The 22,572-nt window shown below is 66.3% G+C and carries 19 protein-coding genes; 3 read left to right on the top strand and 16 right to left on the bottom strand.

Annotated features, from left to right (window positions below):
• Positions 1 to 89: 89 nt before the first annotated feature.
• Genes ABE528_RS16050 through ABE528_RS16030 form a run of 5 tightly spaced genes read right to left on the bottom strand, consistent with a single transcriptional unit; the run spans position 90 to position 5,881 of the window.
• Positions 90 to 794: an NAD(P)H-dependent oxidoreductase gene (locus ABE528_RS16050; RefSeq protein ID WP_346653485.1), complete on the bottom strand. Its 705-nt coding sequence runs from the start codon at positions 792 to 794 to the stop codon at positions 90 to 92.
• A 9-nt stretch (positions 795 to 803) separates the two neighbouring features.
• Positions 804 to 2,438 (bottom strand): ABC transporter ATP-binding protein, encoded by a 1,635-nt coding sequence (locus tag ABE528_RS16045; RefSeq protein ID WP_178120024.1) that lies wholly within the window; start codon positions 2,436 to 2,438, stop codon positions 804 to 806.
• 2 nt (positions 2,439 to 2,440) lie between these two features.
• On the bottom strand, positions 2,441 to 3,268 hold the full coding sequence (locus tag ABE528_RS16040; protein ID WP_152954315.1) for an ABC transporter permease: 828 nt from the start codon (positions 3,266 to 3,268) through the stop codon (positions 2,441 to 2,443).
• Positions 3,269 to 3,271: 3 nt separating this feature from the next.
• Complete coding sequence (locus ABE528_RS16035; protein ID WP_346653484.1) at positions 3,272 to 4,231, bottom strand: ABC transporter permease; 960 nt, start codon at positions 4,229 to 4,231, stop codon at positions 3,272 to 3,274.
• 48 nt (positions 4,232 to 4,279) lie between these two features.
• Positions 4,280 to 5,881 carry an ABC transporter substrate-binding protein gene (locus ABE528_RS16030; protein WP_152954313.1) on the bottom strand — a complete coding sequence of 534 codons (1,602 nt, stop codon included), beginning with the start codon at positions 5,879 to 5,881 and terminating at the stop codon, positions 4,280 to 4,282.
• Positions 5,882 to 6,068: 187 nt separating this feature from the next.
• Here ABE528_RS16030 and ABE528_RS16025 point away from each other — a divergent pair, with 187 nt between their 5' ends.
• Entirely contained in the window at positions 6,069 to 6,503 is a 435-nt protein-coding gene (locus ABE528_RS16025) for an Rrf2 family transcriptional regulator (protein WP_079228574.1), read from the top strand.
• 112 nt (positions 6,504 to 6,615) lie between these two features.
• Here ABE528_RS16025 and ABE528_RS16020 read toward each other — a convergent pair whose 3' ends face one another.
• The 11 genes from ABE528_RS16020 to ABE528_RS15970 all read right to left on the bottom strand — a co-directional run bounded on the left by ABE528_RS16020 (position 6,616) and on the right by ABE528_RS15970 (position 21,274).
• On the bottom strand, positions 6,616 to 8,031 hold the full coding sequence (locus ABE528_RS16020; protein ID WP_346653483.1) for an aldehyde dehydrogenase family protein: 1,416 nt from the start codon (positions 8,029 to 8,031) through the stop codon (positions 6,616 to 6,618).
• Complete coding sequence (locus tag ABE528_RS16015; protein WP_346653482.1) at positions 8,024 to 9,214, bottom strand: pyridoxal phosphate-dependent aminotransferase; 1,191 nt, start codon at positions 9,212 to 9,214, stop codon at positions 8,024 to 8,026. The genes ABE528_RS16020 and ABE528_RS16015 overlap by 8 nt, the downstream gene beginning before the upstream one ends.
• A 29-nt stretch (positions 9,215 to 9,243) precedes the next feature.
• Positions 9,244 to 10,851, bottom strand: coding sequence for a 5-guanidino-2-oxopentanoate decarboxylase (locus tag ABE528_RS16010; RefSeq protein ID WP_346653481.1), 1,608 nt, complete (start codon positions 10,849 to 10,851; stop codon positions 9,244 to 9,246).
• 10 nt (positions 10,852 to 10,861) lie between these two features.
• Positions 10,862 to 12,961, bottom strand: coding sequence for an acetate--CoA ligase family protein (locus ABE528_RS16005; protein ID WP_346653480.1), 2,100 nt, complete (start codon positions 12,959 to 12,961; stop codon positions 10,862 to 10,864).
• A gap of 13 nt (positions 12,962 to 12,974) precedes the next feature.
• Complete coding sequence (locus ABE528_RS16000; RefSeq protein WP_346653479.1) at positions 12,975 to 14,135, bottom strand: acyl-CoA dehydrogenase family protein; 1,161 nt, start codon at positions 14,133 to 14,135, stop codon at positions 12,975 to 12,977.
• 36 nt (positions 14,136 to 14,171) lie between these two features.
• Positions 14,172 to 14,963, bottom strand: a complete 792-nt coding sequence (locus tag ABE528_RS15995) for an enoyl-CoA hydratase-related protein (protein WP_346653478.1) — start codon at positions 14,961 to 14,963, stop codon at positions 14,172 to 14,174.
• Positions 14,964 to 15,284: 321 nt separating this feature from the next.
• A complete protein-coding gene (locus ABE528_RS15990; RefSeq protein ID WP_152954300.1) occupies positions 15,285 to 16,697 on the bottom strand; it encodes an amino acid permease in 1,413 nt (470 codons plus the stop codon).
• 126 nt (positions 16,698 to 16,823) lie between these two features.
• Positions 16,824 to 19,076, bottom strand: coding sequence for an ATP-binding protein (locus tag ABE528_RS15985; protein ID WP_346653477.1), 2,253 nt, complete (start codon positions 19,074 to 19,076; stop codon positions 16,824 to 16,826).
• Positions 19,073 to 19,837: a transporter substrate-binding domain-containing protein gene (locus ABE528_RS15980; RefSeq protein WP_346653476.1), complete on the bottom strand. Its 765-nt coding sequence runs from the start codon at positions 19,835 to 19,837 to the stop codon at positions 19,073 to 19,075. The genes ABE528_RS15985 and ABE528_RS15980 overlap by 4 nt, the downstream gene beginning before the upstream one ends.
• Entirely contained in the window at positions 19,834 to 20,550 is a 717-nt protein-coding gene (locus ABE528_RS15975) for a response regulator (protein WP_152954296.1), read from the bottom strand. The genes ABE528_RS15980 and ABE528_RS15975 overlap by 4 nt, the downstream gene beginning before the upstream one ends.
• 76 nt (positions 20,551 to 20,626) lie before the next feature.
• Positions 20,627 to 21,274: a TetR family transcriptional regulator C-terminal domain-containing protein gene (locus ABE528_RS15970; RefSeq protein WP_152954294.1), complete on the bottom strand. Its 648-nt coding sequence runs from the start codon at positions 21,272 to 21,274 to the stop codon at positions 20,627 to 20,629.
• A 106-nt stretch (positions 21,275 to 21,380) separates the two neighbouring features.
• On the opposite strand from ABE528_RS15970, the gene ABE528_RS15965 reads away from it, so the two are divergent.
• Together ABE528_RS15965 and ABE528_RS15960 are read left to right on the top strand one after the other, a co-directional pair.
• The gene (locus tag ABE528_RS15965) at positions 21,381 to 22,136 is read left to right on the top strand and encodes an enoyl-CoA hydratase-related protein (RefSeq protein WP_346653475.1); all 756 of its coding nucleotides are present in this window, start codon (positions 21,381 to 21,383) and stop codon (positions 22,134 to 22,136) included.
• Positions 22,137 to 22,286: 150 nt separating this feature from the next.
• Positions 22,287 to 22,472: a hypothetical protein gene (locus ABE528_RS15960; RefSeq protein WP_152954290.1), complete on the top strand. Its 186-nt coding sequence runs from the start codon at positions 22,287 to 22,289 to the stop codon at positions 22,470 to 22,472.
• Positions 22,473 to 22,572 lie beyond the last annotated feature (100 nt).

The raw sequence follows: 22,572 nt of genomic DNA, 5'->3' as shown, positions 1-22,572 counted from the left end.
ACCTTGATCGGCATACCCAGGACCTGTGGGAGCCGCGCTTGCCGGCGATGGGCCGCAAAGCGGCCCCGACAATCCAAGCTGCTCTATGATCAGCGCGGCAGTGGATACAGCGCTTCATCAAACTGGTCCAGGCGCGGGAAATTCAGCGGCAGATCATCCGACAGGTGGCGCAGACGCTGCTCGTAACTGTGCAGGAACGCCTGCCGCGCTTCATCGCTGATATACGGCACATGCCAGGCCACAAACGGTTCCAGCACCTCGAAACCGACATAGGCCAGGGTGCCGCGCAGAATCGGCCGCAACATGTCCTCCAGCGGCCCGTGGATCGCCCCCTCACCGAACATGTGCTCACGCCCGCCCAGGGTCACGGTCACCAGCGCGCGCTTGCCGGCCAGGCCACCCTGATCGTAGAAACGCTTGCCGCCATAGCACACCCCTGACACCAGCACGCGGTCGATCCAGCCCTTGAGCATTGCCGGCGCCGAGAACCAGAAGATCGGGAAGTTCAGCACCAACAGGTCGGCCCACAGCAGCTTGTCCAGCTCTTGCTGGATATCCGGGGCGATGGAACCGCTCTTCACGCCCAGGCGCTGCTCCAGCGCATACACCAGGTATTCCGGGTTTTCCCGATGGCTGAAGTCGTCTGCGCTGGCCACCGGGTTCCAGCCCATGGCGTACAGGTCGCTGACCTGCACCTCGTGGCCCTGGGCGCGGAAGGTCTGTGCCGCCTGGTCACGCAGGGCGGCGGTGAAGGACTGAGGCTCGGGGTGAGCGTGAACGATCAACACTTTCATGGGCAATCCTCAAACAGTTGCCAAAGGGGAATGGGAGTTGCGCGACGCCAGCAGGCGGTCGAGCCAGTCGGGGTCCATCTCGGGCTCGCAGGAGAACAGCAGCCCGGTGTAGTCACGGTGCGGCGGCTGGAAGATCGCCTCGCGGCTGCCGTGGTCGACCACCCGCCCGCGCTGCATTACCAGCACCTCGTCGGCGATCGCGCGCACGGTGGCCACGTCGTGGGTGATGAACAGGTAGGCCACGCCCAGCTCGCGCTGGATACGGTCGAGCAGTTTCAGCACGCCTTCGGCGACCAGCTGGTCGAGGGCCGAGGTCACTTCGTCGCAGATGATCAGCTGCGGCTCGGCAGCCAGGGCACGAGCGATGCAGATCCGCTGCTTCTGCCCGCCCGACAGCTCGCGCGGCAGGCGGTCCATGTACTTGGCCGGCTCCAGGTCGATCATCCGCAGCAGTTCGGCGACCCGCTCGCGCAGCGCCTTGCCCTTGAGGCCCAGGTAGAAGCTCAGTGGCCGGCCGATGATGTCGACGATGCGCTGCCTGGGGTTGAGCGCGGTGTCGGGGATCTGATAGATCATCTGGATGCGCCGCAGCTGCTCCTTGCTGCGCTGGCGGTAGTCGGCCGGCAAGGCCTCGCCGTCATACAGCACCTGGCCCGAAGTTGGCGGCAACAGGCCGCTGATCAGGCGCGCGGTGGTGCTCTTGCCGCTGCCCGACTCGCCGATGACCGCAAGGGTCTGGCCGCGATAGAGCTTCAGCGACACATCGTGCAGCACCGGTTGCTGGCCATAGCGGGCGTCGGCGTTGCGCACTTCCAACAAGGGCTTTTCATTGCCTGGGCAGGCCTTGGCCGTGGTGTGGAAGTTGCGCACCGCCCACAGCGACTGGGTGTAGGCCTGCTGCGGGGCACTGAGCATGTTGCGCGTTTGCGCCTCCTCCACCAGGCTGCCGTGGCGCAGCACCATGATGCGGTCGGCCATCTGCGCCACCACCGCCAGGTCATGGCTGATGTACAGCGCGGCGCTGCCGAAGGTCTTCACCGCGTCGCGGATCGCCGCCAGCACCTCGATCTGGGTGGTGACGTCCAGCGCCGTGGTCGGCTCGTCGAAGATGATCAGGTCCGGGTGGCAGGCCATGGCCATGGCCGTCATCACCCGCTGCAACTGGCCGCCGGAGAGCTGGTGCGGGTAACGCTGGCCGATGTGTTCAGGGTCGGGCAGGCGCAGGATGCGGTACAGCTCCACCGCCTCGGCCTCGGCCTTGGCGCGGTCGATGCCACCATTGGTCACCGCGGTTTCCACATGCTGGTCGATCAGCCGGTGCGCCGGGTTGAACGAGGCGGCAGCGCTCTGCGCCACATAGGCGATGCGCAGGCCACGCAGCTTGCGCAGGGTTTCGGCGCTGCAATCGAGCAGCTGGATGCCATCGAAGCACACGCTGCCGCCGGTGATCCGGCAGCCGTCGCGCACATAGCCCATCGCGGCCAGGCCCAGGGTCGACTTGCCGGCACCGGACTCGCCGATCAGGCCCAGTACCTCACCGCGCTTAAGGGTCAGGTCGATGCCCTTGATCAGCGGGTGCCAGGCGTCGTCATGCTGGCCTTCGATGCGCAGGCCACGGATTTCCAGCAAGGTATCGGGGTTCATGCTCAGCACTCCTTCAGGCCACTGGACAGGTGCAGCACCCAGTCGACGACAAAGTTCACGCTCACCGTGATCAACGCCACCGCCAGTGCCGGAAGCAGCGGGCTGATGTCGCCGAAGGTGATCAGCACCGCGTTGTCGCGCACCATGCTGCCCCAGTCGGCGGTCGGCGGCTGGATGCCGAGGCCGAGGAACGACAAGGCGCTGATGAACAGGAAGACGAAACAGAAGCGCAGGCCGAACTCGGCAATCAGCGGCGCCGCAGCGTTGGGCAGCACTTCGCGGGTGGCCAGCCACCACAGCCCTTCGCCGCGCAAGCGCGCAGCCTCGACGAAGTCCTGCACCACCACGTTCATCGCCACCGCCCGCGACAGGCGGAACACCCGTGTGGCGTCGAGCAGGGCAATCACCAGCACCAGCGAGGTGGCCGTGGTGCCGACCACGCTGAGGATCAGCAAGGCGAAGATCAGCTGCGGGATGGCCATCAGGATGTCCACCAGGCGCGACAGGCCCTGGTCGATCCAGCCGCCCTTGATGGCCGCGACCAGGCCACACAGGCCGCCCAGCAGGAACGCCAGGCTAGTGGTCAGGAAGGCGATACCGAGGGTGTTTCGGGCTCCGAACAGCAGGCGGCTCAAGGTGTCGCGGCCAAGGTTGTCGGTGCCCAGCAGGAACTGCGGGCTCCACGGCGCGAAGCCCTCGCCGACTACCTGGGTTTCGCCATACGGCGCCAGCAGCGGTGCGAACAGCGCCACCACGGTGTAGGCAACAATCACCAGCAGGCCGAATTTGGCGCTCAGGGGCGCACGCAGCACAGGTGTGATCAGGCTCATGGTCTACCCCTTCGGATGCATCAGGCGTGGGTTGCTGGCAATCGACAGCACGTCGGCGCCGGTATTGAGCAGGATGTAGGTGCCGGCGAAGATCAGGCTGCAGGCCTGCACCACCGGGATGTCGCGCTTGGCCACCGAGTCGACCAGCAACTGGCCGAGCCCCGGGTAGACGAACACCACTTCCACCACCACTACACCCACCACCAGGTACGCCAGGTTCAGCGCCACCACGTTGACGATCGGCGCCAGGGCATTTGGCAAGGCATGCCGGAAGATCACCCGCGCCGGCGACACGCCCTTGAGCCGGGCCATTTCGATGTAGGGGCTGGCCAGCAGGTTGATCAGAGAGGCGCGGGTCATGCGCATCATCTGTGCGATCACCACCAGGCTCAGGGTCGCCACCGGCAGCACCGAGACTTCCAGCACCTCGCCCAGCGAGGCATCTGCAGGCAGGCTGGAGATACCCGGCAGCCATTCGAGCTTTACCGCGAACACCAGGATCAGCAGGTAGGCGACGAAGAACTCGGGGAACGACACGGCGCTCAAGGCGCCGGTGTTGAGCAGGCGGTCGAACCAGCTGTTGCGGTACAACGCCGCGAGCATGCCCAGCAGCAACGCCGTTGGCACCGAGAACAGCGCCGCCAGCAGGGCCAGGCTGAAGGTGTTGCCCAGCCGCGTGCCAACCAGTTCGATGATCGGCCGCTGGTTGGCCAGCGATACGCCCAAATCACCGTGCAGCAGGCGCCACGCCCAGTGCACGAAACGCTGCACCGGCGACAGGTCCAGCCCCAGCTGGGCGCGCAGGGCCGCCACGGTTTCCGGGGTGGCCGACTGGCCGAGCATGGCCTGGGCGATGTCGCCTGGCAGCAGGCTGACTGCCAGGAAGATCACCACCGAGACCGCAAACAGCGACAACAGGCCCAGGGCCAGCCGCTGCACAAGCAGTTTGCCAAGATTGTTCACCGTACCATTCCTCTACTGGATGCCTCGACTGGATGCAGGGTCAGCGGCTCAGGCTTGCCACCAGCGCTCGATCACCCGCAGGCCATCCAGCTCGCCATAGGGCGCCGTGAGCGGGCCATGGGCCACGCGGCTGGAGCGAGCGGCAACGGAGCTGGCGAACAGCGGCACGATCGCCCCGCCTTCATCGCGGCACAGCGCCTGCATTTCGTTGTACATCTCGCGGCGCAGCGGCTCGTTCATCTCGCCACGGGCGGCGTTGAGCAACTGGTTGAAGCGCGGGTTGTCCCAGTGAGTCTCGTTCCACGCCGCACCCTTGGCGTAGCCGATGCTGAACATCCGGTCGGCGGTGAGGCTGGAGTACCAGAACGAGGTGGTGAACGGCTGCTTCATCCACACGTTGGTGAAGAAACCATCGGCCGGTTCGCGCACCACGTCGATGTCGATCCCGGCCTGACGCGCCTGCTCCTTGAACAGCACCGAGGCATCCACCGCACCGCTGTAGGCGGCATCGGAGGCCTGCAGGCGCACCTTGAGGCTGTCCATGCCGGCCTGGCGCAGGAAGAAGCGCGCCTTGTCCGGGTCGTAGACGCGCTGCTCCAGCGCCGGGTTGATGAAGCGGTTGGCCGGCTGCAGCGGGTGGTCGTTGCCGACCTGGCCGTAGCCGTAGAGCACCGAGGCCAGCAGGGTCTCGCGGTTGATCGCGTGCTTGAGGGCCATGCGCACGTTGTTGTCGCGGAACTGCTCGCTGTCGGTGAGCATCGGGAAGGTGTAGTGCTGGGCGCCCTTGGTTTCCTCGATCACCAGCTTCGGGTTGCGCTTGAGCAAGGCTACGGTCTTGAGGTCGACCTTGTTGATCACATCGACCTTGCCGGTGACCAGGGCGTTGACCCGCGCGGCGCCGTCGGCGATGGCGATCAGCTCGGCGCTGGCGAAGTGCGCCCTGCCCGGCTTCCAGTAGTCCGGGCTGCGCTCCAGGTCCATGCGCACGCCCGGCTCGAAGCCCTTGATGCGATAGCCGCCAGTGCCGACGCCGGCCTGCCAGTCGGCCAGGCCGTCCTTGGCGGGCATGATCACCAGGTGGTAGTCGGCGACCACGTAGGCGAAGTCGGCGTTGCCCGAATGCAGCTTGAACACCACGGTGTCGGGGGCGCTGGCGTGGATCTTGGCGACATCGCCCAGTACGGTCTTGGCCGCGGAGGTGGACTTGTCGCCCAGGTGGTGCTGGATCGAGGCCACCACGTCATCGGCATTCAGGGTCTTGCCGTTGTGGAAGGTCACGCCCTGACGCAGGGTGAAGGTCCACACCTTGGCGTCGGGGCTCGATTCCCAGCGCTCGGCCAGCTCCGGGATGGCGGTGCCTTCCACGGAAATTTCGGTGAGCGTGTTGTACACCGCCGAGAAGCCGATGAAGGTGAAGGTGTCGACCCACGAGCCTGGGTCCTTGGAATCGGTGGTGCTGCCCCCGGCCAGGCCCAGGCGCAAGGTGCCGCCCGGCTTTGGCGTGGCCTCTTCGGCATGACCAGGCAGCGGCAGGCCTAGGGAAAACGCCCCGGCGATGGCCGCAGCGGCCGCGCTGTACTTGAGGAAATCCCGGCGCGGCAGGCTGCCGTCGAGAATGGCGTGAGGATTGTTCTTGTTGTTATCGCTCATGGCATTTGCCCCTGTTGAACCGCAAGAAATTGTTGTTCGGTCAAAGCGGATTGCGTAGAAGCTGTTTACAATTTGTAATTGTTACCGTAACAAATACATTAGCGGCAGGACAAGCTGATTTCCAGCGCCCGATACCGGGCTTTTTCAGTCGTGTACCATTGACGTTTTCGCAGGGAGCCTTTGCCCCATGAGCCAGTCGACCCGACTCATCACCGCCTCGTACATCCTTTCGTTCGTGGCGGCCAATGCCCCGCAGAAATTGCGCACCGAAACCATCGCCAAGTGGGTCAAGGTGCACCCGACCCGCGTGCGTTCGATGGTGTCGCAGATGGTCAAGGCCAATATCCTGACCTCGTACCGCGGCGCCCAGGGCGGCGTGACCCTGGCCCGCGCGCCGCAGGAAATCACCTTGCGCGAAGTGTATGACGCGGTGCAGGAAAGCTCGCTGATCGCCGAGAAGATCGACAACCCGTTTGCCGGGCTGGAAGACCACTGCAAGGTGTACGAAGTGTTCACCCGGCTGTTCGCGATGCTGGAGCAGAACATGCGCCTGGACCTGGGGGCGATCACGGCGGATCAGCTGTTCGTGGCGTTCGATACGCCGAAGGAACACACGGCCTGAACGCCAGCCCTGCGGGGGTAACTGTCTTGCTCAATGTTTAAAAATCTGACGCGCCCCCTGTGGGAGCGCGCCAGTTTTCAGAAGTTGTGCAACGCAGTTGTTTGCACACTTTTCAGAGCTGAATGGCCTTCACCTCGACAAACTCGTTCAGGCCCTCCTCCCCCCACTCGCGCCCATTGCCCGACTGCTTGTAACCGCCAAACGGTGCCTGGTAGTTGAACGCCCCGCCATTGACGAAGCATTGCCCCGCGCGCAGCTGGCGGCCCAGATGCAGCGCCTTGTCACGGCTACCGGCCCACACTGCGCTGGACAGCCCGAACGGTGAGTCGTTGGCCAAGGCAATGGCCTCGGCCTCGTCGGCATAAGGAATCAGGCACAGCACCGGCCCGAAGATTTCCTCCTGGGCGATGCGCATGCGGTTGTCGACGTCGGCGAAAAGCGTCGGCGGCACATAGAACCCGCGCTCGAAGCCTGGTGCCCTCTCCCCGCCACACAACAGCCGTGCGCCTTCTTCCTGGCCGACCCGGATGTATTCCTGCACCGTGCGCCGCTGCCCGGCCGAGCACATCGGCCCGAGGAAGCTGCGCGGGTCCTGCGGGTCGCCCATCACCATGCTGCTGGCCTCGTCCACGGCGATGTCCAGGGCCTCGGCATAGCGCGAGGCCGGCAACAGCATGCGCGTCAGCGCCGTGCAGGTCTGCCCCGAGTTGATCATCACATCCTGCAAGCCATGGCGCACCGCCGCCTCCAACGGGGCGTCGGCGGTGATCAGGAACGGCGACTTGCCGCCCAGCTCCAGGCACACCCGCTTCACCGACGGTGCTGCCGCCTGGGCAACCCGCACACCCGCACCGGTGGACCCGGTGAACGAGACCATGTCCACCTGCGGGTGCCGTGCCAGCGCCTCGCCGACCTTCGCCCCCGGCCCGCTGACCAGGTTGAACACCCCGGCCGGCAGCCCGATGGCCTCGATCATTTCGGCCAGCAGGAAGGCATGCAGCGGGGTCTCCTGGCTCGGCTTGACCACTACCGTGCAACCTGCGGCCAAGGCTGGGGCGAGCTTGCCGATCAGCTGGTGCAGCGGGTAGTTCCAGGGGTTGATGAACGCGCACACGCCCACGGCCTCGCGGTACACGAGCGAGTTGCCGACTTCGCGCACCTCATCCATCAGGCCGGCCAGTTCGCTGTACTGCTCAAGCCCGACGATGGGCCCATCGACCTGCACCGGCCGGCACCACTGCACCGGCATGCCCAGCTCGGTGGTGATCACCGCGGCCATCTGGTCGGCCCGCGCCTTGAGCTGTTCGGCCAGGGCGCGAATGTACCCGGCGCGCACGCTGGACGGCGTGCGCGACCAGTCGGCGAACGCCTTTCGCGCCGCGTTGACGGCGCGCTCCACATCCGCTTCGTTACCCAGCGGCACCCTGCCGGCCACGGCCTCGCTGGCCGGGTCGATCACCTCGGCCATGCCCTGCCCCGCTGGCTGCTGCCAGCGACCATCGATAAACAGGCGGCTGTATTCATGCATTGCGTTGCGCCTCCATCAGTTCGCTGGCGCAGCGGGCAATGCGCCGGCAGGCTTCACGCAGCGGCTCGGCGCCGAGCACCAGGCCCAGGCGGATATGCCCGGCGGCACTCGGGCCGAAGGCTTCACCGGCCAGCACCGACACCCCGTGCTGGTCGAGCAGGCGGTCGGCGAAGGCTTGCGCGCTGAGGCCGGTCTCGCGGATATCGACCATTACGAACATGCCGCCATCGGGCTCGAGTGCCCGAATGCCAGGGCAGTCGGCAAGGCTTGCACACACCAGGTCACGGCGCTGGCGGTAGGCTTCGCGCATGCCGTCCAGTTCCGGCAAGGGCTGCTCCAGCGCGGCCACCGCCGCGTCCTGGATGAAATCGGGCGAGCCATAGAGCATGCACAGCGCGAGGTTTTCCAGGTGCGCGGACAGCGCTGGCGAGCCGACCACCCAGCCGACCCGCCAGCCGGTCATGGCATGGGACTTGGACAGGCTGTTCAGTGTCGCCGTGCGCTCGGCCATGCCCGGCAGGCTGGCCGGGCTGATGTGCTCGCCCTCGAACAGCAGCTCGCTGTACACCTCGTCGCTGATCAGCCACAGGTCATGGGCGATGCACAGTTCGGCCAGGGCCTCCCAGGTGCTGCGCGGCAAGCTGGCACCGGAGGGGTTGTGCGGGCTGTTCAGTGCCAGGGCACGAGTGCGCGGGGTGATCCGTGCGGCGACGTCTGCGGGCTGCACGCGAAAGCCATGCTCCGGGCGAACCGGCACCGGCACCACCTTGGCGCCGCAGGCACCGAACACCGCCTCGTAGGTGACATACATCGGCTCGGCGACGATCACTTCATCGCCCGGCTCCAGCACGCATTGTGCGACGCAGAACAGCGCGCACTGCGCCCCCGCCAGCACCGTCACCTGCTCGGCGGTGACCGCCTGGCCGCTGCGCTGCTGGTGGCGACGGGCGATGGCCTCGCGCAGGCTGCGCTTGCCGCGCACGTCGGCGTAATGGGTATTGCCGGCTTCGAGGCTGGCAACAGCGGCCTGAACGATTGGCGCCGGGGTGTCGAAGTCCGGGTCGCCGACCGACAGCAGCAGCACGTCGCGGCCCTGTTCGAGCATGGCCAGGGCGCGGTAGTGGATCTCCCAGGCGGCGGCGCCGTCGCCGGCAATCCGTTGGGTCAAAGAGGAAAATCGCATGGCTGGTTGTCCTGTTGTGCGGGGTGGGCTCAGCGCGCGCAGGCGTGCTTGAGCTCGATCAGGGTCACGCCGTTGCGGGCAAAGCCGCCGCGCAGGTCGCGTTGCAGTTCATCGAGGCTCTGCGGCTGCGCGACCGTACAGCCGAAGGCACGGGCCAGGCCGGCGAAGTCCGGGTTGCGCGGCAGTACGCCGATCGGTTCGATATCGAGGCCGAGCATGTCGTCGCGGATCTGCCCCAGCGCGTCGTTGTTCCACAGCAGCACCACCAGCGGGCGGTCCAGCTCCTCGACCGCGGTCGCCAGTTCCTGCGCGGTGTAGAGGAAACCACCGTCGCCCACCAGCACCAGGCCCGGGCGGTCGGCCGTGGCGAACATCGCGCCGATACCGGCCGGCAGGCCGTAACCGAGGGTGCCGTAGCCGGTGGGGTGCAGCCAGCTGCGCGGCGCCCGGCTGCTGAACACATAGTTACCGGTGTAGGCCAGTTGGGTCATGTCGGTGCTGATGAAGGCGTTGTCCGGCAGCTCGGCCGCGACCCGCTGCAGGATCGCCTGGTGAATTGCCTGCAGGGGGCCGTGGCTGGCCTGCACGGCATCGCGCAGGCGGGCTACTGCGGCGCTTGCCTGGGTCGCATCGCGCACGCCATCCGGCAGCTGTTCAAGCAGCCCCGCCAGGGTCTGCCGGGCATCACCGTGCAAGGCCAGCGCGCAGGGGTAGAAGTCGTTGAACTTGCGTGGGTCGATATCCACCCGCAGCAGTTCGCCGCTCAGCGGCAGACGCTCACGCCAGAAGTCGGTGTCGGCCATCTCGGTGCCGACCGCCAGCACCACGTCGGCCTCGGCAATCAGCGCCCAGCCCGGTTCCACGCACAGCGTGGAGCCGGCGTTGAGCGGCGAGTCCAGCGGTGCCAGGCCCTTGCCGGCGACGCTGGTGAACAGCGGCGCCGCCAGGCGTGTGCTCAGCTGCTGCAGCTCGGCGCCCGCCTGCAGGGCGCCACCGCCGGCGATGATCATCGGGCGCTTGGCGGCCGCCAGCCTGGCCGCTGCCTGTTGCAGGCTGTCGAGGCTGGCCGGGCCGCGACCGGGGCGGCGCACCACGTCACGGCTCCAGTCCCGCGCCACCGGCGCAGCCAGCACATCCAGCGGCACCGAGATATGCACTGGGCGCGGGCGCTCACTGTCGAACACGGCATAGGCGCGGGCGATCAGTTCCGGCAGGTCCTCGGCCTTCAGCGCCACGGCCGAGAAGGCGGTGATCGGCGCAGTCATGGCGCGCTGGTCCTGGGTCTCGTGCAGGCAGCCCCAGCCTTTGCCCAGGCTGGCGGTGTGGTTGACGCTGGAAATCACCAGCAGCGGAATCGAGTCGGCGTAGGCCTGGCCGATGGCGGTGGCGGCGTTGGTCACGCCGGGGCCGGTGATGACAAAGCAGACGCCGGGTTTGCCGCTGACCCGGGCATAGCCGTCGGCCATGAAGCCGGCGCCCTGCTCGTGCCGGGTGAGCACGTGGCGAATGCCGCTGCCGGGCAGGCCGCGGTACAGCTCCAGGGTGTGCACGCCGGGGATGCCGAAGACGGTATCGACGCCGTAATTGGCCAGCAGGCGCACCAGCGCCTGGCCGCCTGTGAGTGTGGGGTTCGTCATGTTCATGTCCTTACACCTGGCCGAGGCGGATCAAGGCATCGACCGCAGTGGTGCCATTGGCATCGACCATCAATGGGTTCACATCCAGCTCCAGCAGCTGGCTGGCGTTTTCGCAGGCGTAGTCGGCCACCGCACGGATGGCTGCGACCAGTGCATCCAGATCGGCTGCTGGCTTGCCGCGGAAGCCCTGCAGCAAGGCGGCGCTGCGCAGGCCAAGCACGGCCTTGCGGATGGCACCGTCGGTGGTCGGCAGCAGCAGGCTGTGGCTGTCCTTGAGCAGCTCGACGAGGATGCCGCCGGCGCCGATCACCAGCGCCAGGCCGAAATCCACCTCGCGCTTGATGCCGACGATCAGCTCGGCCAGTGGCGCGTCAGCCATGGGTTCGAGCAGTACCTGGTCGAAGGCGACGCCCGGCGCGTAAGCGGCGATGCGCGTGCGCATCTGCTCAAGGGCGCTGCTGAGGGCGGCCTCGTTGGCCAGGTTCAGCGCCACTGCGCCGGCCTCGGTCTTGTGCGGCAACTGTGCGCTGACGGCCTTGAGCACCAGCGGGAAACCCACCTTGCCAGCATCGGCCAGCGCATTTTGCGGGCTGCTCAATACGCCATTCGGAACGGGCAGGCCGAAGCCACGCAGGGTCTGCTTGGAATCCCACTCGTTGAGCAGGCGGCTGTCACCGGCCAGCGGCTGCGGGCACAGCGGCACCAGCGCCGACTCGCCCAGCGCCAGCAAGGCCGGGCGCTGCTGCGCGTAACGGGCAACCCGGCCCCAGGCCGCTAGGCCATCCTCCACCCCTTGCAGCGCTGGCACCCCGGCCGCGTGCAGGCGGTCACGGGCGCTGGCTGGCAACAGTTCGGGGAAGGCCGAGGTGACGAAGCCGGCCTTGCCATGGCGCTTGAGTGCCGTGCAGTACAGCTCCAGCAGCAAGTCGCATTCCTTGCGCTCGCCGGTGAACTCGGCGGGGTAATCGAGCACCAGCATCGCCGCATCGGCGTCACTGCGCAGGGCACTGTCGAGCATGCGCGCCTTGGCCGGGCCGTCGCCCCAGATCGCCGTGGTGAAGTCCAGCGGGTTGACCAGGTTGGCGTAGGCCGGCAGCACCTGGGCCAGTTCCTCGACCTGGCTGGCGTCCAGGGCAGGCAGGCTCAGCTGGTTGCTTTCGCTGTAATCGGCGATCAGCCCGGCATCGCCGCCCGAACAGGCCAGCGCAATCAGGCTGGGGCCCTTGGGCAGGTTGCCGCAGGCGGCGGCCTTGAGGGTTTCTACGAAACTCACCGGGCCGCTGACGCGAATCACCCCCAGGCGCTCGAACAAGCTGTCGTACAGGGCGTCGGAGCCGGACAGCGAGCTGGTGTGACTGAGCGCCAGCTCGGCGCCGATCTGCGACACGCCAGTCTTCAGCGCGACGATCGGGATGCCCTTCTCCAGCGCCTTGTGCGCGGCGCGGGCAAAGCCCGGCACGTTCTTCAGGCCCTCCAGGTGCAAGCCGATGGCGGTGACCCGGGGTTCATCGAGCAGCACATCCATCAACTCGGCGATGCCCAGTTGCGCCTGGTTGCCGACCGAGGCCATGTAGGCCACCGGCAGCGAGCGGTCGCTCATCGACAGGTTGTAGGCAAAGTTGCCGCTCTGGGTCAGCACCGCCACGCCCTTCTCTACCGCCTTGCCACCGTGGGCCACAGGCCACAGGGCGGCACTGTGCAGGTAGTCGAGCAGGCCGTAGCAGTTGGGCCCGAGCAGGGCCATGTCACCGGCGGCGTCGAGCAGCTGCTGTTGCAGTGCCTGGCCCTCGGCGCCGCTTTCGGCGAAGCCCGAGGCATAGCAGATCGCCCCGCCCGCCCCCTTGGCGGCGAGTTCGGCGACACAGGCCAGGGTCAGTTCGCGGTGGGTGGCGATGAACACCGCGTCTGGCGCGCAAGGCAGCTCGGCCACGCTGCGCACACAGGGCACGCCGTCGATGCTGGCCTGCTGCGGGTTGACCAGCCACATCTGGCCCGGGTAGCCGCCCTCGGCACAGCGCTTGAGCGCACGGGCCATGCTGCGCCCGCCGACGAAAGCCAGGTGCCGGGGGGCCAGCAGGCGTTTGAGGTTGTCACGAATGGCTTGCGACATGGTGAGGCTCCGGTCAGCGCAGCAGTGGGCGCAGCAGTTCGCGCGAGATGATGTGCCGCTGGATTTCCGAGGTGCCTTCCCAGATCCGTTCGATGCGTGCGTTGCGCCAGATACGTTCGACCGGCCCTTCATCCATCAGGCCCATGCCGCCGTAGATCTGCACCGCTTCGTCGGCAACCTTGCCGAGCACTTCGCTGGCGAACAGCTTGGCCATGCCGGCCTCGCCGTCGGTCATGCTGCCCTGGTCCATCTTCCAGGCGGTGTGCAGGGTCAGCAATTCGGCGGCGCGGATCTGCGTGGCCATGTCGGCGAGCTTGAACGACACGCCCTGGTAAGTGCCGATCGGTTGGCCGAACTGCTTGCGGTCGGCCGCCCATTGCAGCGACACGTCCAGCGCGCGCTGGGCCTGCCCAACGCAGTTGGCGGCGACCATGACCCGGCCTGCGGTCAGCCAGGCGTTGGCCACGTCCCAGCCCTTGCCGACTTCGCCGAGCACCTGGGTGGCCGGCACCTTGCAGTCGTCGAAGAACAGCTCGTAGGTGTGGTAGCCACGGTTGCTGACGCATTTCGGGCCACGGCGGATGGTCATGCCCGGGGTACCACGGTCGACCAGGAAGGCGGTGACGGCGTTGCGCTTGCGGCCGTTGTGCTCGTAGGTGTCGGTGACGGCAAAGACGATGGCGAAGTCGGCGTGCCCGGCATGGCTGATGAAGTGCTTGCTGCCATTGATCACGAAGCCGTCGCCCTCGCGCACGGCGCGGGTCTTGATCGAGTTGGCATCGGAGCCGGCGCCCGGTTCGGTCAGGGCAAAGCAGTCGGTCTTCTCGCCACGGATGCATGGCAGCAGATAGTCCTCGACCTGCTGGCCGGTACAGGCCATGAGAATCTTCGACGGCCGGGCGACGAACACGTGCAGTGCCCAGGAGACCTTGGACAGCTCGCGCTCGATCAGGGCCTGGGACAGGTAATCGAGGCCGCCGCCACCGACTTCCTCGGGCATGTTGAAGGCGTAGAAGCCGGCGGCGATGGCTTTGCCACGGATCTGCGCGGCAAGCTCCGGCGACACTTCGTCGGCACGGTCCACAGCTTCTTCATGGGGCAACAGCTCCTTGGCGACGAAGCTGCGTACGGCATCCACCAACATTTCTTGTTCTTGGGTCAGTTGGAAATTCATGGCCTGTTCCTGGGTAACCGGGGGAAGAGTGAGGGCTTATTTGCCGCTGAAGCGTGGCGGGCGTTTTTCCGTGGCTGCGCGCAAGGCCTCGGCGCCATCTTCGCTGCGCCCGCAGAGCAGGCCGGCGGCGAGTTCGGCAGTGAGTTGCTCGGCGAGGCTGCGCGAGGCGCCTTCGCGCATCAGGCGCTTGGCCTGGGCGTAGGCGAAGGTCGGCCCCTGGGCCAGGCGCGCGGCCAGTTCGGCGGTGGCGGTGGCTAGCTGGTCGTCGGCGACTACCTCACCGACCAGGCCGGCCGCCAGGGCGCGTTCGGCGCCCCACAGTTCGTCGAGGAACAGCAGGCGCTTGGCCTGCTCGCTGCCGATCAGCCGAGGCAGGTGCCAGCTGGCGCCGGCATCCGGCGAGTAGGCCATGCTGGTGTAGCCGGCCTTGAAGCGTGCCGACTGGGCCGCCAGGCGCAGGTCGCAGCACAGTGACAGGTCCATGCCGGCGCCGACGGCGGTACCGTTTATGGCGGCGATGGTGGGTTTGTCCAGGTTGTGCAGGCAGTGCATCAGGGCGTGGGCGGTTTCGGTCCAGCCGTAGGTTTCCAGGGCGCCACGGGCTTCGGCTTCGGCCCATTCGGCGAGGTCGGCGCCGGCGCAGAAGCTGCGCCCGGTGCCGGTCAGCACCACCACGCGTACAGCCGGGTCGACGTTGTACGCCTCGAGGGTGGCGTGCAGTTTCTTCAGCGTGGGGATGTCCAGCGCGTTGCGCTGCTCGGGGCGGTTCAGGGTGATCCAGGCAACGCCGGCTTCAACCTGGGTGATTAGGGACGACGGAGCGGTCATGACGGGCCTCGAATTATTGTGATTGCTGTGAGAGGTGAGGCTCATGCTAAACGAGTGTTCAACAAGGAGGCAATTGCTGGGGTGATTGCGCTGTAACGCTGCAAGCAATGCATTAGCTATCTGATTTATAAGGATTTTTGCAGACATCCAGAGAAGCGCTGGTTGGTGCTGTTACAACTTTGTACAACTGCCCACAACCGCTGGGGGCTGCTTTGCAGCCCATCGCCGGCAAGCGCGGCTCCCACCGGGGCCTGCGTAAGCCGTTCAAGGTGGGAGCCGCGCTTGCCGGCGATGGGCCGCAAAGCGGCCCCAGTGGATCTGTCAGGCTGCCGGCATGTCAGGCTCCAGCCCCACCCCCTGGCGCTTGCGCTGTACCAGGAAATACGCCGCATAGCACAGCGCAATAAAGCCAAAGCCCCAGTACAACGAAGGCCGCTGCGTCTCATCCATTGCCAGGAACACGAACAGCGAACTGCACAAGGTGATGCACAGCAACGGCACCAGCGGGTACAGCGGCGCGCGGTACTTGAGCTCGCTCAACTGGCCGCCATCACGCAGGAACTGCTGGCGGAAGCGGTACTGCGCCAGGGCGATGACAATCCAGGTAACCGTGCCGGACATGCCGCTCACCGCCATCAGCACCATGAACAGGGTGTCGGCGGCGACAAAGCTGGTCATCAGCGACACCAGCGCAAAGCACAAGGTGATGAACAGGGCGCGCAGCGGCACGCCGCGGCTGCTCAGCGGCGACAGGCTGCGCGGTGCCATGCCGGTCTTGGACATCGCCCAGAGGATGCGGGTAGAGGCATACAGGCCGGAGTTGCCCACCGAGAGAATCGCGGTGAGGATCACGAAGTTCATCAGGTCCGCAGCGTAAGGAATGCCGACCATGTCGAACACCTGCACGAACGGGCTTTCCATCAGCCCGGCCTGCTGCCACGGCACGATCGCCGACAGCACCACGATCGCCAGCACGTAGAAGATCAGCACGCGGAACACCACGTTACGTACCGCCCGCGGGATGCTTTTTTCCGGCTGGTCGGTCTCGCCCGCCGCCACGCCCATGATCTCGCAACCCTGGAAGGCGTAGACCACGGTCATCATCACCGCGAACACTGCAGACAGGCCATTGGGGAACAGCGAATCACCGATCAGGTTGCTCATCATCGGCGCCGGCGCCCCGCTGTTCAGCGAAATGCCGCCGAAGATCACCAGCACTCCGACGATGATGAAGCCGAGGATCGCCGCCACCTTGATCCCGGAGAACCAGTATTCCGCTTCACCGAAGGCGCGAGTAGCCAGTGCGTTGATGCCGAACAGCACGGCCACGAACAGCGCCGACCAATACCAGATCGGCACCTCCGGGAACCAGCGAGTCATCAGCATGCCGGCGGCGGTGAACTCCAGGCCCACGGTGGTGGCCCAGCTCATCCAGTACACCCAGCCGATCATGAAACCGGTGGCCGGGCCGATGAATTTCGTCGCATGGGCCTGGAACGAACCGGACACCGGCATCTGCACCGACAGTTCACCCAGGCAGACCATCACCAGGTACATCAGGAAACCGGCAACCAGGTAGGCCAGGATCGCGCCCACCGGCCCGCCCTGGTTGATGGTCACTCCCGAGCCCATGAACAGCCCGGTGCCGATCACGCCACCGAGCGAGAGCATGAAGATGTGCCGGCTCTTCAATGCCCGCGTGAGGTGGATACCTTCAGCTTTACGGCCTTTCATTATTATTATCTCCAATAAGCCTCGAAGACCGCGTGTGCAGCGGTTGAGTCCGATTATTGGAAAGCGATGTAAGGCCCGGTTGATCGTAAAGATCAAAGATGTAAAAAGTCGTAAGGATTTTGTCGCTCAGCCGACCAGCAGCTCGGCCAGGGTGTGTTCGCCACGCTGCAGCTGCTCGCCCAGCAACGGGCCCATGGCCCGCACGCCCGTTTTGTCGCGGGCCAGCGCAAGCGCCTCAAGCCGGCGCAAGGTCGCCGCCAGGCCGCACAGGCCCATGGAGTCGCTGCTGCCAGCCAGTCGATGGGCCAGGTGGGTCACCTCGGTGCAGTCGCCCGCCTCGACCGCCTCCAGCAAAGCCTGGTGCTGTTGCGCCAGGGCGTCTCGCAAGCCAGCCAGCAGGCCTTGCAGCTTTTGCTCGCCGAGCAGCGTGCGGTGCGTGGCCAGCAACTCATGGTCGAGCCAGGCGGGCGCTTGCGTTTGCTGCTGTTGGATTTGCCCCGCCAGAGCCTGACGCAGGTTGGCAAGCTTCAGCGGCTTGCCCAGCACACCCTGCATCCCGGCATCCAGATAGGCACGCACCAGCCCCGGCTGAACGCTGGCGGTCAGCGCCAGGATGCGCGTGTCGCGGTTCGGCGTAGCGCCGGCACGCAGCTGTCGGCAAAGCTCCACGCCACTGATGCCCGGCAAGTGCACATCCAGCAGAAGCAGATCGAAGCGCTGCTGTGCACACAACTGCAAGCCCTGCTCGGCATCCTCGGCCAGCCACACTTCATGCCCGTCGCGCTCCAGCAGCCCGCGCACCACTTCACGGTTCAGGGCTACGTCTTCCACCACCAGGACGTGCAGTGGCGCAGCGGCGCGCTCAGCCTGCGCCATGGCCTGGGGCGCCTGCGCCGTCTCAAGCGCCAGCTCCAGCCAGAAGCAGCTGCCCTCGCCCTCGCGGCTGCGCACGCCGATCTGCCCGGCCATCTGCTCGACCAGGTGCTTGCTGATCGCCAGCCCCAGGCCGGTGCCGCCGTAGCGCCGTGCGACCGCCTCGCTGGCCTGGACGAAGCGGTCGAAGATCTTCGGCTGCATCGCCTCGCAGATGCCGATGCCGTCGTCGGTGACACTCAGGCGCAGATGCTGCCGCCCGGGTTGCGCCTGCAACACCTGCACTTCCACCAGAATCTCGCCGCCCTCGGTGAACTTGATGGCGTTGGCCAGCAGGTTGCTCAGGACCTGGCGCAGGTACTGCTCGGCGCCGTGCTGGTACGCAGCCAGCTGCGGGTCGATGCGGCACAGCACCAGGCTGTCGTTGGCCAGCGCGCGGGGTTCGAGCAGGGTCACGACCTCGGCGCACAGCTGGCGCAGGGAGAAATCCACGGCCTCGGGGCGGCTTTCGCCCTCTTCCAGGCGGGCAAAATACAGCACCTCGTTGAGGATGCTCAGCAGCCCGTCGCCTGCCTTGTACAACGCCTCCAGGCGTTGGCGATCCGGCGCTGCGAGGCCGGCGTCGCGCAACAATTCGGCCATGCCGAGGATACCGTTCAGTGGCGTGCGCAGTTCATGGCTCATGGTGGCGAGGAAGCGCGATTTGGCCAGGTTGGCCGCCTCGGCATCGTCCTTGGCACGCATCAGGCTCGCGGTGCGCCGCTCAACCTGCTTCTGCAGCTCGTCGCGTTTGTCCTGCAAGGCCAGGCGGTCGCTTTCGCGACGTTCGCTGTCACTGAGGATGGCCCGGCGCATGTCATCCAGTGCCAGCGCCACGCTGTCGATTTCGTCGGTATGGGGCGAACGGCGCTTGTTCAGGCGCAGCGGCTCGTGCCATTGCCCGGCACCGATGCGCCGGGCGAAGTCGGCCATGACCTGCAGGTGACGGGTTACCAGGCGATAGAACAAACCCGACAAAGCCAGCGCCAGGCCGCAGAGGAACACGCTCATCCACAGCAGGCTGGTCAGGCCGGTGGCGAACAGCCGCCGGTGCACCGCGCCCAGGTCAGTGCTCACTTCCAGTTCGCCCAGGTGGCGCGCAGGCCCTGACGGTGGCTGATAGTCCAGCGCGAAGCGCTCGACCCGCAGCGGCCCCTGCGGGTTCGGCTCACCTTGCTGCAGGGTGAAGTCGGCGCTGTTCAGGCGCACCCGCGCCACGTCGGAGAAGTCCACCAGCCCGCGCAGCTGCACGTTCAGCTGCTCCTGATTCAGGTCCCACAGGCTACGTTCCAGGCTGGCCAGGTAGCCAGCGCGGATCAGCGCCATGCGCGCATCGATCTCGCGCATCTCGCGGCGGTACTCGAAATACAGCTGCACGCTGCTGGCCAGCACCGTGAAGCACAGGCTGAACAGCAAGATGAACAGCAACAGCCGCCGCAGCAGGCCACCGGGTTGCAGGCGGTTCATGGCTGGCTGACCATGTCGCGGTAGGTGACCTCGCTTTCATGCAGCCAGCGTTCCAGTTCGCCGGCGTCGGCCATCTTCTGCAGTTGCGCGTCGATCTCGCCCATGTGCTCGCTCAACGGCGAGTGGCGCGACACCGCCACGCGCAGGTAGTCGACGCTCAGTGCCGGTGGCAGTGCAACGATGTCCTGGGCGCCAGGCATGTGTTCGACGAACAGCTGCCCGGTGCGCCGCTCCTGGACCACGAAGTCGATGCGCCCGCGAATCAGCTTGCCGAAGTTCTGCCCGCTGTCCGACACCCACTCGATGTTCTGGTGCTGCGCCACGAAGCGGTCGAACGCCGGGCCATAGCTTTCGCCGAAGAGCAGCCCGCCACGGTATTTGGCCAGGTCTTCGAGCTGGTCGAACTGCAGCGGATGCTGGCGGTTGGCGAACACCGCCACCTCCTCGCGCAGCACCGGTACCTGGGAAAAGCGCATCGACTTGGCGCGCTGCTCCGAGGTGTAGGCCAGCACCACATCCACCCGCCCTTCGGCAGCGTCGAGCAGGCAGCGTTGCCAGTTGCCCAGCACCACCATCTCGACCTGATAGCCCAGCCGCCCGAACAGCTCGCGTACCACCGTCGGCGCCAGCCCGCGCGGCTGCTTGCCATCGCTCCAGGACACCGGTGGGTACACCGGGTAATCGCAGTAACGCACGGTGCCGGCGGCCTGCAGTGCACCACTGGCCAACAGCACCAGCAGGCCGAACAGGTACGGGCTCACGCAGCCACGCTGGCAGTGAACAGGTAGCCGGCACCGTGGATGGTAATGATCAGTTCAGGCTCGGCGGGGTCGTCGTGCAGCTTGCGCCGCAGGCGGCCGACCAGTACGTCGATGGAACGGTCGTTGGGCACCCACTCGCGGTTGCGGATCTGGTCCATCAGCTGGTCGCGGCTCAGGGTGTGGCCGCTGTTGCGCAGGAACACGCTGAGCAACTGGAATTCGCCGTGGGTCAACAGGGTTTCGCCGCCCTGCGCATCGATCAGGCGGCGGCGGTCGCAGTCCAGCGACCAGTCGCCGAACTGCTTGAGGGTGGCGGTGGCCACGCTGGCTGGCCGGGCGCCCTGGGCGTGGCGCACGCGACGGATCAGGTTCTTCGCGCGGGACACCAGTTCGCGGGGGTTGAGCGGTTTGCTCACATAATCGTCGGCGCCACATTCCAGGCCGACGATGCGGTCGATCTCGTCGTTGCGCCCGGTGATCAGGATGATCCCCACTTCCGAGCGCACCCGCAGCTCGCGGGTCAGGGTCAGGCCGTCCTTGCCGGGCAGGCGGATGTCGAGCATCACCAGTTCCACCGGCTGCTCGCCCAGCAACGTTTCGGCCTGTTCCGCAGTGGCGGCGCAGTGGACGGTATAGCCTTCCTGGGACAGGTAGGCCTGGAGCAAGTCACGAATCAGTGGATCGTCATCGACGATCAGTACCTGAGAGGTCATTGCGGGTAGTCCTGAAGCGCCCGAAGGCGATTTTTTTATTAGAGTGGGCCAAGACTAGCGATTGCTGAACGGTCGATCAACAGCCCTCGGTGGCTGTACTGAAGCGTTGCCGACCACCGGCTTGCAGGCCATCGACCCAGGCCTCGCAGATCTGCACGCCCTGGGCCGGGGTGAAGGTGCCCGGGTTCAGCCCGGATTCCAGCCACAGGCCATCGAGCAAGGCGCTGAGGCTGATGGCGGCGAGGTCGGCATCGAAGTGTTCCCAGCCCTCCTCCCGTGCCAGCTCCGCGAGCAGCGTGCGCAGTTCGCGGCGGTACTCGCCGTAGGAGTGGTCATGCACCTGGTTGATCGCCTCGGCGGTCTTCACCGCGCCCCAGAACGCCAGCCAGGCATCGAGCAGCTGCGGGTCGAGCAGCTCGGCGCTGAACGAGCCACGGAAGAACGCCGACAACCGTTCGCGGGCGTTGGGCGCAGCCTGGGCCATGGCCTCGCGCAGCAGTTGCATGACCCGGCCGGTGACCGCCATGTAGGCTTCGGCGACCAGCTCGTCCTTGCCCGAATAATGGTGGCTGATCAGGCCTACCGAAACCCCGGCTTCGGCGCAGATCTTGCGGATCGAGGCGCCCTGGAAGCCATGGCGCTTCAGGCAGGCCAGGGTGGCCTCGACCAGATTGGCCTTGCGCAGTTCGGGCAGCATGCGGCTGAAGCGGGCTTCCTGGGTCATCGGTGGCTCTCGTGGATCGCACAGTTGAACGACTGTATAGCAACTCGCCTCGGTCGCGATAGCCTGTTTATACTCGGGCACGATAACAACAACAGAGGCACCGCCCATGACCGACCTGATCCATCAGCAGCTCGACGAAGGCCTGCTGACCCTGCGCCTGAACCGCGCAGACAAACTCAACGCCCTGACCAACGCCATGTACACGCGCCTGGCAGAGCTGTTCGAGGCCGCCAACAGCGACCTGCAAGTCGAGGTGATCCTGATCACCGGCAGCACCGAGTGCTTCACCGCCGGCAACGACTTGCCAGATTTTCTCGACCAGCCCCCGACCGACCTGCAAAGCCCGGTGTTCCGCATGATGTGGGCGGTGCTGGCGCTGGACAAACCGCTGATCGCGGCGGTTGCGGGGCCGGCGATCGGCATCGGCACCACGCTGCTGCTGCATTGCGACCAGGTGCTGGTCAGCCGTGACGCCAAGCTGCGCACGCCGTTCGTGGCACTGGGCGTGTGCCCGGAGTTTGGCGCGAGCCTGTTGCTGCCACAGCTGCTCGGGCATGCACGGGCGGCGCAGCTGTTGCTGTGCAACCAGGCGCTGAATGGCGAACAGGCGCTGCAGTGGGGCCTGGCGACCGAACTGTTCGACGATGGCGCGCAATGCCTGGCCGCCGCGGTCAAGCTGGCGCGGCGCCTGCAGCAGTTGCCCGCCGATGCACTGCGCATCAGCAGGCGTTTGCTCAAGGATGGGCAGCGCGACGCGCTGGCCGCCACGGTGGCCAAGGAAGGCCTGCTGTTCATCGAGCGGCTCAACAGCGATGAAGCCAGGGCTGCCTTGACCGCGATGGTATCGCGCAAGACGGGTTGATACGCTTGGTAGCACAGTATTACGGCATACCACATGCCACTCGGTAACACTGCCAAGCTCGACCGTTCAAAGTCGCTGCTCCTGGCGCATCTGCGGTGATGGCCCGAATCTTGCTGCCATGGCTGAACGATTAACGCGAGTGTTCTGCTCATGGCCCGCCTCCCCTCCATCATTGCCAAGTTTCGCACCCGCCGCCCTGGCCGGGTGCGCGCTTTGCCATGCGGGGCCATGAACGGCTACCTGCGCCGAGCGGCGGCACCGTTGCAGATCACGCTGCAACGCCTTCCCGCTGCTGTCGCCGCCAAGCAGAACGGTTTCTGGCAGATAGTCGGCTGATTTCTTCCACGAGCGTTGCGCTCGACCCTCGCAGGCACCGTTGTCGCGGCGCCCGCGCACCTGCATCCGCAGCACCGCCTGGCGAGCCCTTTGTGGCGCG

The organism is Pseudomonas sp. TWI628, from assembly GCF_039673865.1.
GTDB lineage: Bacteria > Pseudomonadota > Gammaproteobacteria > Pseudomonadales > Pseudomonadaceae > Aquipseudomonas.
This window is presented reverse-complemented; position numbering and strand designations above follow the sequence as displayed.